Source organism: Candidatus Rickettsia tasmaniensis (assembly GCF_036857515.1).
In the GTDB taxonomy this organism is placed as follows: domain Bacteria; phylum Pseudomonadota; class Alphaproteobacteria; order Rickettsiales; family Rickettsiaceae; genus Rickettsia; species Rickettsia rickettsii.
On sequence record NZ_JAQCNX010000015.1, the window covers coordinates 1 to 12,061 of the forward strand.

Consider the following 12,061-nt stretch of genomic DNA (forward strand, 5'->3'; position numbering starts at 1 on the left):
AATATTTTTTATAATTTTGACAATATGAGGTATCATATTTAATCCATTATTATCAACATCAAAACTATATAAAACACCGTTGACGGAAATAACATTTAAACTTCGCTTATTGTTATTATCAACTCCAACAAAAGGTACTAAAAAAGCAGCAGATTTTAGTTTCTTAGGATCTTGCCCATCATTTAAATCAGCTACAAACTTTACTTTCCCTGTTTCAGGATTAAATGCTGCTATTTGATCCAATCGTTTTAGAGATCTTCACAGAACCTAATATAAAATAGACTCCTTGCATAATCTCTTTCTAAAGGTAATTTGTATGTCGATCCGGTACTCGAATCCTTACATGGATTTGGCTACGCCCCGGCTCTATGTTCCGTGCCTCCTTCAAATTCCTCTTTATAAAATAGATTATGCAAGAAGTCTAATATTTATCTTATACAAAATTTTATTAAAAACTATGGGACTGTTAACAGTACTATAGTAAACTCAACCCTATTTTGTGACAGGCACGAAGGTAGAGCCTATATATATAATAGACGAGAGGATGAACAACGAAGCACAAAGTTCAAATCAGTTTACTATAGAACTATAAAAAAGACGGATAGAATGGTAGCGAGGGAGGGATTTGAACCCCCGACACACGGATTATGATTCCGTCGCTCTAACCAGCTGAGCTACCCCGCCAGGGGAAAAGTGTTTATATAATTTGTTAAGAAGTGTCATTCTAGATAAAAGCGGTTGCATGACTTGGAAAATGTACTTAGTGTCATACCGTAGCTTGACCACGGCATCCCCCAAAAAATAACTTAAAATATTAATAATTTAAATATTTTAAGCTGGACCCCATGATCAAGTCGCGGGATGACAATAAAAAAATTGATCCATGCAACAATTGACTAGCAACTTCTCAAATTTTATCTTAACGTTTAGAGAATTGTGTTTTCTTACGTGCTTTACGTTGTCCGTATTTCTTACGCTCTACTACCCTAGAATCACGTGTTAAAAGACCGCCTTTACGCAAAATAGCATGAAAATCCGGAGCAGATTTATCTAGAGCTTTAGAAATTCCATGTAAAATAGCACCTTTCTGTCCTGACATGCCTCCACCTTTAACAGTACAAATTATATCATACTGATCAATAGTTTTTGTTAAGACAAACGGCTGTAAGATAGTTTTCACATAAGTTTCAGAAGGAAAATACTGGGCTATTGTTTTTTTATTAACAACTATTTTTCCTTTGCCTACTTTAAGCCATACTCGTGCTATAGCATTTTTTCTTTTACCTGTAGCATAAAACTTGCCTAAATTATCTATTTTTTCTTTAGGAGTTTTTAACACTAAAGGTTCTTTAGTTAACTGCTTTTCTACTTTTTCTGTTTTAATTTTTAACTCGGGCATATTCTATTACTTTTTATTTTTTGGATTTTGGCTTGCAAAATCATAAACAGTAGGTTGCTGTGCCATATGAGGATGAGCACCATTTGCATAAACATACAAATTACTCATTTGCTTAGCACCTAAAGCATTTCTTGTAATCATTCTTTTTACGGCCATTTTAATAACTCTCTCAGGGTGTTTACCACTTAAGATTTTACCTGCCGTAGTATCTTTTATCCCACCTGGAAATCCTGTATATCTGTAATATATTTTTCCGTCTTTGGGATTCGCTTTTTTACCTGTTAATTTTACATGCTCCGCATTTATTATGATTATATTATCACCACAATCTAAATGAGGTGTAAAGCTAGGCTTATGCTTACCGCGTAGCATATTAGCAACACTGCTAGCGAGTCGTCCTAGTACAATATTTTTTGCGTCTATGACCCACCATTTCTTTTCAATTTCCGATGGCTTTGCCGAGTAAGTTTTCACAATAGTATCTTTTTAATTAGAATTTAAAATTAAAGAAGCAAGCAACATATTTAATAGCATTAATACCCGCTATCTGTCAAGCTAAATATAATTTATTTACTTCCGAATATTATTTTTCTATCGGTAGAAAAATATAAATTATTATTTGCTCTTAGCCCATAATAACGAATATTTTTTATAATTTTGACAATATGAGGTATCATATTTAATCCATTATTATCAACATCAAAACTATATAAAACACCGTTGACGGAAATAACATTTAAACTTCGCTTATTGTTATTATCAACTCCAACAAAAGGTACTAAAAAAGCAGCAGATTTTAGTTTCTTAGGATCTTGCCCATCATTTAAATCAGCTACAAACTTTACTTTCCCTGTTTCAGGATTAAATGCTGCTATTTGTCTAGCATTATTTGTTACAAATAGGCTATTACCGATTAAAGACATTGATTGAATATCCTCGGCATTTACCTGCCAAATCACACTACCAGTTGCTACATTAAGCTTCATAAGCTTACCAAGACCGGTTGCTATATACAGATTCATATTATCATGAACGGGAGTACATAAAATACTTGATTCGTCAAAATCCGGTATAGCTGTACGATCATTAAGATTTGCAAACTCAAAATTCCATTTTACTTCACCGTTTGTTATATTTAAGGCAAGTATTTGCCCGGAATTATAAGTTACTATTACATTGTCATACTGTACTATCGGCGTCATAAAATAACTAGCCGACAAAACTTCCGCTAGGCTTTCGTGTTCCCATACGGTTTTTAAAGTTTCTGTATTTAAGGCAATAGTTTGATTACTGATAGTTTGCACTAAGACAGTATCATCATTGAGCACAATAGGCTTAATTCTCATAATATCCGGAAGTTCTTTTCTAATTATTTCATAACCTGATTTTGCATCTAGCACTACTAACAACCTTGAACCGTATGTTACGTATAATTTTCCGTTATGGTGTAAAATTCCGCCACCTATATAATTATCTTTTTTATGTCTACTTAAATTATAAGACCAAATAATCTTATTTTTCTCTATAGAAAATGCAGAAATATTCGATCTAATATCCAATGCATAAATCATATCGCCTATAAAAACCGGCTCAGTAATCGTTTTGCGTCTAGCGAAACTATACTGTTTATTCTTAAGCATATTTGCATTAAATGCATATATATTTGCATTAGAATCTAAATATATAGGCTCATGAGTCTGAATTGCTAATTTAGGAGTCAACTCAACAATATTTTTTACCCTTTTTGGTCCAAGCCCGTTACATGAAATTAAAATAAACGATAATAACAGAAGTGCTATTTTTTTTGTCATATTTTTCCTTAAGTACGAATTATTATTTATTTAAATTTACAAGCAATGCTTTAGCCTGATCTTTTATTAGATCAGATACATTATTTGAAATTAATAAATTTTTTAGATTTTTTTCTGCTTGCGGTTTCATATTATTCTTAATATCCCACATAGCTTTTATAATAGTTGCTGTAGCCCAAAAAGGTTTTTTCTTGTCATCAAAATAGTTTAAATATTTGGTCAATTTCTCTTTATCTTGAATATCTAGATTTTGATCATCAATAACAAGACCACACCATGAAACACGTGCATAAGAAGTAGAAATTTCGGAATATTCTTTATTTTCAATAATTTTATTAAGCAGGTCTTTCGCTTCTGAATATTTTTTTTCTGAAATCTTTATGGCTACTTGTTCTAATGCAGCTATTTCTTTGATTTTAGTATTACTAGTAGTAACTAAATTCTCTAAAGTGTTAAAAACTAATTCTTCATTATCTTTTGTTGTTTCCAAACCAACAGTCTTAACAAGAATATCTCCGTTTTTTTGGTTATTTTTAATTCTTTTATCTTTATTATTATTAATAACAACCATTATAGTAATAGCTATTATAGAAATGATTATTATTATAGGTAAAAGCTTTTTGAAAAAAATTAACCTTTTTTCTTCATTTTGATCACTCAGTACTTCATCCAAAATATCAGTCATATTTTATTATTTTTATTTATTTTTACAGCCAAATTTAATCTTGGCATCTTCTGCCATTTTCTTGGATACGGCAGTTCTATTAGTTGGAAATTCCTTATCAAGCTTAGCAAGCATATTACATGCTTCCTGAGTTTTTTTTAGTTCACCTAAGGAAAGTGCTAACTTCAATAACCCATCGGAAGATTTTACCCCTTTCGGTGACTCTTTATAGCCTTTTAAATAGTTAACCGCTGCCCCGTTATAGTATTTTTGTTTAAAAAAGCATTCCCCATACCAGAAATAAACATTACTAATTAGCGAACTGTTAGGATATTTTTGGATAAAATTTTTAAACTTATCTTTTGCTTCAGTAAGTTTATTATCTTTATAAGCAGCAAGAGCTAAATCGTAGGCTTGCTTATCAGGAGCTATATCCTTATTAACCGCAATAGGTTTTTTAGGAGCATTATCCGGCATATCTTTAAGCAAAGCTATATCAAAAACATCTTGTTTTTTTGAATCACCGGCTTCTAAAACTTCAGTATTTTCTTCTTGATTTGAAATATTTGAGTTCTGCGTTAGCATATCAATTTTATGCTGTAAAACCTCAACTTTACCGATTAGCCTTCTGATTTCTTGTTCCTGTTCATCTAGTCTATTTTCAAAATCATTATTTGCTGCATATTTTAAAGGCTTTCCTTTAATAGTTTCGCTTTCTCCGAAAGAAAACATAGAAAATAAAAAAGTAAATAATAAGATAATCAGTTTCATATATTTTTTAAAAATTTATAATTTTTTTATAATACCGAAAATTTTTTAATATTCCACACAATTTTTTATATTTCAATACTACCGTCATATGTAAAAGTTATTGTTATGGTGGTACCTTCATTTATCTTACTTTGCAAATCAAATTTACCGTTCATAAGTTCAATCAGCTTTTTAGTAAGCGGCAACCCAAGACCGGTACCTTCATATTTTCTACTAAGCTCACTATCAATTTGACCGAACGCCGATAAAGTTTTTGGGATATCTTTTTCCTCAATACCGATACCGGTATCTATAACTTTTATATATACTAATTTTGCTAACGCATCTTTTTCAAGTGCAATAGTAACACTTCCTCCGGAATTTGTAAATTTCACGGCATTTGATAAAAGATTTAAGAATACTTGTTTTAGCCTTTTTGGATCAGCCTTTATAACCACATGCTCCTTCGGTAATCTACTAATTAAAGCCACTTCGGCTTGATCGGCACGAGGCTTAACAAGTATCAGCGAAGAACTAATTAATTTATTTAAATCAAGATCTATACTATCTACTTTTAATTTATCGGCAGAAGCTTTAGAAAGATCTAAAATATCATTAATCATACTAAGCAAATGCTTACCGGCATCATTTATATCTTTAATATAATTTTTACTTTTTTCTGCATCTCTTTCCGACATAAGAATTTCCGAAAAGCCTATTATAGCATTAAGCGGTGTACGCAATTCATGACTAATATTAGCAAAAAACTTTGTATTTGAAGAGCTGGTTTTTTCTACTTTTACTATTTGAGCTTTTAAATTTCTATTTGTTTCAAGCTGCTCCTCAATAATTTGTCTAGCATAGTTAGTATTACTAATAATTATAGTGCAGAATATTATAAAAATAATGATAAAAGTTATAAAAACCTTTTGCTCAAGAGAGGTTATATTTTGCCACTGGCTGGTAATATTAGTGTTAATCTCAAATACTGCATCTACGGGAAAATCTAAATTATTATCTATAACAGGGATATAGCTAGTAACAAAAGAAGCCTCTTCCACTGTTAAATCACTTTCATTTTCTATTACTACCCTTGGTAATAATATATGACTTGTAATACCTTCAAAAGCATCTCGAAGCGGAGCTTTTGAAGTAAAGGATTTTAAAAAAAATTTATCGATTTTTGCGGTAACTATCTCAACCAAACTATCATCTTTATAATTGTCTACACTATACATATGTAACATATTACTAGTGATGAATTTATTACCTTTGAGATCGTAGAGAGAAATATTAATATTAAGATTGGTGAACCATTGAGCGGTAATCTTTACAAAATTAATAAAATCTTGATCTTGTAATAGTTTTAAATAATCGAATTTATGTAATTTACTAATTACGTTCTGATGAGTATTCCAAATATTATCAGTGTAAAGTTCCACAATTTTAGTATGTTCCAAAGCCACTTGTTTTACTATCATTTCTTTTATCATAAAATAACGATAAAACATCATATTTATGACAATATTAAGAAACAATATAATAAATGACAATCTTACTATATACTTATTATGGTTCATTATAAGACCTAGTAGTTATTTTTAACTCAACTGATGTCATCCCTGCAGAAGGCTTGCTTGCATACCAAATCGTCATTGCGAGTGACTAAAAGGAGCGTGGCAATCTCATAAACCAGGGTTCCTGAGAGATTGCGTACGTACAAAACTTACAGTTTTTCCGTAGCTTATGACGAAGAATCTATCCATGCAGCAAAACCGAGAATGATATTATCCTCTCTACTTATCTTCTTGTTTAACTCTCTCTTTTGTTTCCAGCTTCTTATTAAGAATCAACCCTGTAATTACATCATAAGCACGAGCAAATTGATAATCTTTTTTGTATAATTCCGATAATTCATTCTCTTCTTGTTTATTATTTTTGGCTTTTGTTTCTTTTTTGCTATCTTTATTTTTAGATGAATTATCTTTGTTTTTTTCATTATCATTCTTCAAATAATTTTTTAAAGAACTCTCAGAAAAACGCTTATCTATTTTTTTCACTTCTGGATACTCAACTTTCGCCGGCTCAATTAAAATATCAGGCTCTATTCCTTCTGCTTGAATAGAACGACCGCTTGGGGTGTAATATTTAGATATAGTCAGTTTTACGGCAGCCCTAGAATTGATTTGCGTTAAAGCCTGAACTGATCCTTTACCGAAAGACTTAGTGCCAAGTATTATTGCTCTTTTATGATCTTGCAAAGCTCCGGCAACTATTTCCGAGGCAGAGGCAGAATTACCGTTTATTAAAACTATCATAGGTACTTTGGGAGCTTTTAACGAAAACTCATTTGCTTTAGTTTCGCTATTACTTGATGTAGTTCTACCTTTTGTTGTTACAATTACACCGGAATCAATAAAATAATCACTAACAGCAATAGCTTGATCGAGTATACCTCCGGCATTATTACGTAAATCTAGAATTATACCTTTAAGGTCATCTTTACTCTCAGTTTTTAACTTCTTTACTGCTGCCTTCAGCTCAGAAATTGTTGACTCATTAAAAGTAGTTATACGTATATATGCAATATTATTTTTTTCTAAATGTGCTTTTATCGGCTTGATTTTTACTATTTCGCGAGTAAGCTCTAGCTCTTGCGGTTTTGCCTCTTCTTCCTTAATTATCAACAATTTAACCTTAGTACCAGGCGTACCACGCATCTCTTTTATAGCTTTATTAGGACCAAGCGTAGAGACTAACTCGTCATTCACGCCTACTATATAATCCCCACCTTTAAGCCCTGCTTTGAAAGCCGGCAAATCGTCAATAGGCGATATTATCTTAATTGCTCCGCTATCATACATTATTTCAACACCGATTCCGCCGAATTCACCTTTTGTAAAAGTAAAAATATCTTCTAAATCCTCATCGGTATAATAGCTTGAATGAGGATCAAGTGAGTTTAACATACCGTTAATTGCTTCATCTATCATTTTCTGCCTATCGGGTACCTGTACATAAGCCTTTTCGATACGTTCAAATACGTCTTGAAATTGCTTATAAGCTTCCTGATTTGATATTTTATTTTCAGTTTCTTTTTCTCCTTCTGCAAATGCACAAATAGAATTTATAATAAAAAATAGTGTTATAATTAAACGTAATAACATAATACTCCAAATATGTGTGTTTTTTAAGCAAAGCGTCATGGCGAGGAAAATTACGAAGTAATTTGACGAAGCAATCTCAGGATATTTGACGAGATTGCCGTGTCGCTTACGGCTCCTCGCAATAACGATTAAATATCCAGCTCACTAATAATTTTATCCATTTTAACTAAAGCCTGTTCATAAATAAATTGAAATCTTTTTTCCGGCTTTTTACCCATTAAATCATCTACTATTTTATCGACATTTTGAAAATCTTCTAAAGTTACCTTTAAAAGCGATCTTTTTTCCGGATGCATAGTAGTTTCCTTTAATTGTGCAGGCATCATTTCACCGAGACCTTTAAACCTACCTACTTCAATTTTAGCTTTACTAGCTTTTAATAATTTATCCGTTAACTTAGCTTTTTCCTCTTCATCGTCTGCATAATAAGTTTTATTAGACTGCGTTAAACGATAAAGCGGAGGCTTAGCTAGATATAAATGCCCCTCTTCTACTAATTTCGGCATTCGTAAAAAAAAGAAAGTCATTAATAGCGAAGCTATATGAGCACCGTCAACATCTGCATCAGTCATAATAATTATTTTTTCGTAACGCAGATTTTCTTTTTTATAATTCTTTAAACTACCGCAGGCAAGAGCTATTTCTAAATCTTGTATTGCTTGATTATTAACGATTTTCTCAAGCGTAGAACTCGCAACATTTAGAACTTTACCCCATAGCGGTAATACTGCTTGCGTTTCTCTATTACGTGCTTGTTTTGCAGAGCCTCCTGCCGAATCACCTTCTACAATAAATAATTCCGTCCCTTCAGGTGAAGTGCGTGTGCAATCGGCAAGTTTACCGGGTAAACGTAATTTTTGAGTGGCATTTTTACGGGAAATATTTTTTTCGTTTTTCTTACTGATTCTAAACTCAGCAATGCTAATTACATGCTCAAGTAAATTAGTAGCTAAAGCTTTATCGCTACTAAGAAAATGGTCAAAATGATCTTTTATTATATTCTCGACCGGTTTACTTACACTGTTTGATACTAATTTTTCCTTAGTTTGTCCTTGAAAAGACGGCTCAGCTATAAAAATAGAAAGTACGACACTTGCGGTTTCTAAAATATCCTCAATAGTTAGATTAGCAGCTTTTTTATTCCCTATCATTTCACCATATGCTTTAAGCCCACGTAAAATAGCCGACTTAAGTCCTTGCTCATGTGTTCCTCCTTGAGGAGTCGGAACAGTATTACAATATGATTGAATAAATGCCGAGCTATCGTTATTTTGCCAACAAATTGCCCATTCAAGTTTTATCCTGTCCGGTGTAGACTCTATATTACCTGCAAAAATTCCCGGAATAACTAAATTATCTAAAGTTATTTTTGAACTTAAATAATCTTTTAAACCGTTCGGGAAACTTATTAATGCCTTTTTAGGTATATCTGACGGTACTTCTACTTCGCATGCCCATTCTATAGTAACACCGCGATATAAATAAGCTTTTGACCTTGCAAGCTCATAAATCTTTTTAGGATTAAAATGTAATTTTTCACTAAAAATTTCTGGATCGGGAGTGAAATTTATTGATGTACCTCTTAGCCTTTTATATGCTTCTTCACATATTAAATCAGTTAATTTTTCTCCTTTAGAATAACTTTGGCTATATAATTTACCTTGTTTATAAACCTTTATTTCTAAATGTTTAGATAAAGCATTTACTACCGATATTCCAACACCATGCAATCCGCCTGCAGTATGATAAACATTATTTGAGAATTTACCTCCTGAATGAAGAGTAGTTAAAATTACTTCTAAAGCTGATTTGTCAGGAAATTTAGGATGATTATCAATAGGGATACCGCGACCGTTATCAAATATAGTAATACTATGATCATGATGCATTTTTATCGTGATGATACTTGCAAAGCCGGCGACTGCTTCATCCATAGCATTATCCAGCACCTCAGATACTAAATGATGCATAGCATTTGAATCAGTACCCCCGATATACATCCCCGGTCTTTTACGAACAGGCTCAAGCCCCTCTAATACTTCAATATCTTTTGCACTATAGTTATTATCGACTAGCTTATTTTTCTTTTCTTTGTTAAAGCTGAATAAATCGCTCATATATTAGAGATTTAATTAATTATTTTCTCTCCTAAATTAAACTATTTAACATAGAAAAGCAATTAAGCTTTAAAGAAATTGTTTGAAAATTCTACGTCATTGCGAGGCAAAACTGTAAGTTTTGACGAAGCAATCTCAGGATTTTATACTATTTCATGAGATTGCCACGCTCCTTACAGTCGCTCGCAATGACGATAAAAATAATCTTATCAATTATATCCCTTAGCTTTGATTAATATACAAGCTATGTTAGCGTTTCCTTGAGCTAATGCAATATCTAATGGATATTGGCACTCATCATTTAGAGTCGAAATTTTAATACCTCGTATGACCAAAAATTTTGCTAAATAGTAATTATCGTTATAAATAGCAGCAGTTAGTAATGTCTCACCGCTTCTACCTTTTTCTTGCAATATAGAATAAACGTCAAGTAACGCACGCAACCCAAAAAGATTGTTTCTATCCACTGCTCTAAAAGCATTCTCTACTGCACTATAATAAGATAGATTGGCATAAATATCTTTCTTTTTATTTATATCATTATCATATTTAATAAAACTCTCTACAACTTTTCTTCTTTCAGCACTTGCTATCCATTCTTCTTTCTTTTGGCACAGCTCTATATATGCATACATATCCATCTGCTCTAAAGTTGCCTGCTCTGTTAGTTTACCAAGAACTATATCATCATCAGGTAAAAGTAACATTTGTGTTTCATCTTTAACAAATTTTGTTACCAATTCCGATGTTTCATTATTTACGTTATTATCTTGTTTTTGAATCGTGACATTTGGAGAGCTTACCGGAGATGATTTCTCTTGATTATTTGTAGTTTGATTATTATTAATTTGCTTCTCTAAAGGCTGAAGTTGATTCGGCTTCACTACAACAACGGGTATAAGCGGCGTATTCCAATCTTGTTTTTTTGGGACATCTGAAACAGCTACAAATGTCTCTTGTGAGTTATTGAGTTCCACCGAAGAATCGGTTGTAGGAACTACTTTAGACGGAGTAGTAACGGGTGTATTTGGGCTAGTCGGTGTTATAGGCTGTGTAGAAGGTTGATTTGTAGGCATTACCGGAGGTGCAGGTACATTACTAGGTACTGCCGGAGTTCCTGCAGGAGGTACTGTTGTCGGCATAGTACTTGATGTAGTATCTTGGGTTACCGGCGGGCTAACCACAGGCGGAGAAACAGCAGGCATATTAGGTATAGAGGGCGGTGCTATCGGTGCTACGCTTTCTTCCTCTTTATTAGCATCAGGAGGGGGATTAAGCGGAATAGGCTTATGCACAGGCGGCAAATTGTTTGGTTTATATATTTGCACCGGTCGCTGCGGAGGCACTACATAACTTCCTGCTTGAGCCGGAGGCATAGATACTATCGGTCTCGGTACGTTAGGAGTTATAATATTAGAAGCTAAATTTGTATCATTATGCTCATTAGAAGCAACTTGTTCTTCATGCATTTCATTACTTGTAACACTAGGTAACGTTGCACTACCAATAGCTATAAAAGGTTTAGATGCCTCGGCTTCATTAGATTCCTGAATGTCATGAGAAGCTAAATTTACACTACTTTCATGACTGGGATTTGTATGAACGTTATCACTTGTAGCACTAGGCAATGCTGTATTACCGACATCTATAAACGGCTCAGCTTGTTCATTGTCATTAGGCTCTTGGGAAGCTAGCTTTGGTTCTTCTTGATGGGCTGCTTTAGTTTGTTCATTTGCTTGTTTAGGGGGTATATCTTTCTTTTTTGGTTTACTAAAAAATTGCTTAAATTTATCAAAAAAAGAAATATCAGCACTAGAGCGAACATCCTTATCTTTAGTATCTACTTCGGCAGCCGGCAATGATGGCGGAGGTGAAGCATAACTTTGAACTGTCACTAATAATAGATTTATAAAAAATAATATCTTACATAATTTATTTAACATATAATTCCTTATTAAATAATTTATTTGATAGCAGGAGGTTATTCGATGTCATTCCTGCGAAAGCAGGAATCCAGGGTAAAGCGAGATAAATCGAGCTTTTAATATTAAAAACTTACTGTATATATACCTTTTAATTGCTGGATTCCCGCTTTCGCGGGAATGACATAAACGAGCCATACACCTCCCCCCGCTGCAATGACATTCACTCCC

At 32.8% G+C, this 12,061-nt stretch carries 9 protein-coding genes, 1 tRNA gene and 2 pseudogenes; all 12 read right to left on the reverse strand.

Features of this window, described 5'->3' with window-relative positions:
• A pseudogene (locus O6R16_RS03895) lies at positions 1 to 237 on the reverse strand (outer membrane protein assembly factor BamB); the annotation flags it as partial.
• A gap of 370 nt (positions 238 to 607) precedes the next feature.
• Positions 608 to 684, reverse strand: a tRNA-Met gene (locus O6R16_RS03900).
• Between the two features lie 235 nt (positions 685 to 919).
• Positions 920 to 1,399 (reverse strand): 30S ribosomal protein S9, encoded by a 480-nt coding sequence (rpsI, locus tag O6R16_RS03905; protein ID WP_499680096.1) that lies wholly within the window; start codon positions 1,397 to 1,399, stop codon positions 920 to 922.
• 6 nt (positions 1,400 to 1,405) lie between these two features.
• Positions 1,406 to 1,873, reverse strand: coding sequence for a 50S ribosomal protein L13 (rplM, locus tag O6R16_RS03910; RefSeq protein ID WP_499680097.1), 468 nt, complete (start codon positions 1,871 to 1,873; stop codon positions 1,406 to 1,408).
• Positions 1,874 to 1,965: 92 nt separating this feature from the next.
• Entirely contained in the window at positions 1,966 to 3,210 is a 1,245-nt protein-coding gene (locus O6R16_RS03915; RefSeq protein ID WP_499680098.1) for an outer membrane protein assembly factor BamB, read from the reverse strand.
• A 22-nt stretch (positions 3,211 to 3,232) separates the two neighbouring features.
• Entirely contained in the window at positions 3,233 to 3,895 is a 663-nt protein-coding gene (locus O6R16_RS03920) for a DUF2659 family protein (RefSeq protein WP_499680099.1), read from the reverse strand.
• A 12-nt stretch (positions 3,896 to 3,907) separates the two neighbouring features.
• Positions 3,908 to 4,645: a tol-pal system protein YbgF gene (ybgF, locus tag O6R16_RS03925; RefSeq protein ID WP_499680100.1), complete on the reverse strand. Its 738-nt coding sequence runs from the start codon at positions 4,643 to 4,645 to the stop codon at positions 3,908 to 3,910.
• Positions 4,646 to 4,710: 65 nt separating this feature from the next.
• Positions 4,711 to 6,204: a sensor histidine kinase gene (locus O6R16_RS03930; RefSeq protein WP_499680101.1), complete on the reverse strand. Its 1,494-nt coding sequence runs from the start codon at positions 6,202 to 6,204 to the stop codon at positions 4,711 to 4,713.
• Positions 6,205 to 6,420: 216 nt separating this feature from the next.
• A complete protein-coding gene (locus O6R16_RS03935) occupies positions 6,421 to 7,791 on the reverse strand; it encodes a S41 family peptidase (protein ID WP_499680102.1) in 1,371 nt (456 codons plus the stop codon).
• Positions 7,792 to 7,919: 128 nt separating this feature from the next.
• Complete coding sequence (parE, locus tag O6R16_RS03940; RefSeq protein ID WP_499680103.1) at positions 7,920 to 9,908, reverse strand: DNA topoisomerase IV subunit B; 1,989 nt, start codon at positions 9,906 to 9,908, stop codon at positions 7,920 to 7,922.
• Positions 9,909 to 10,117: 209 nt separating this feature from the next.
• A complete protein-coding gene (locus O6R16_RS03945; protein ID WP_499680104.1) occupies positions 10,118 to 11,851 on the reverse strand; it encodes an ankyrin repeat domain-containing protein in 1,734 nt (577 codons plus the stop codon).
• A pseudogene (locus O6R16_RS03950) lies at positions 11,841 to 12,057 on the reverse strand (hypothetical protein). Before O6R16_RS03950 ends, O6R16_RS03945 begins: the two are co-directional and overlap by 11 nt.
• Positions 12,058 to 12,061: the final 4 nt, after the last annotated feature.

Coding starts and splice junctions, on each gene's coding strand:
- O6R16_RS03915 (WP_499680098.1), bottom strand. CDS start 3,210: ATGACAAAAAAAATAGCACTTCTGTTATTATCGTTTATTTTAATTTCA.
- O6R16_RS03945 (WP_499680104.1), bottom strand. CDS start 11,851: ATGTTAAATAAATTATGTAAGATATTATTTTTTATAAATCTATTATTA.
- parE (WP_499680103.1), bottom strand. CDS start 9,908: ATGAGCGATTTATTCAGCTTTAACAAAGAAAAGAAAAATAAGCTAGTC.
- O6R16_RS03930 (WP_499680101.1), bottom strand. CDS start 6,204: ATGAACCATAATAAGTATATAGTAAGATTGTCATTTATTATATTGTTT.
- rpsI (WP_499680096.1), bottom strand. CDS start 1,399: ATGCCCGAGTTAAAAATTAAAACAGAAAAAGTAGAAAAGCAGTTAACT.
- O6R16_RS03920 (WP_499680099.1), bottom strand. CDS start 3,895: ATGACTGATATTTTGGATGAAGTACTGAGTGATCAAAATGAAGAAAAA.
- O6R16_RS03935 (WP_499680102.1), bottom strand. CDS start 7,791: ATGTTATTACGTTTAATTATAACACTATTTTTTATTATAAATTCTATT.
- ybgF (WP_499680100.1), bottom strand. CDS start 4,645: ATGAAACTGATTATCTTATTATTTACTTTTTTATTTTCTATGTTTTCT.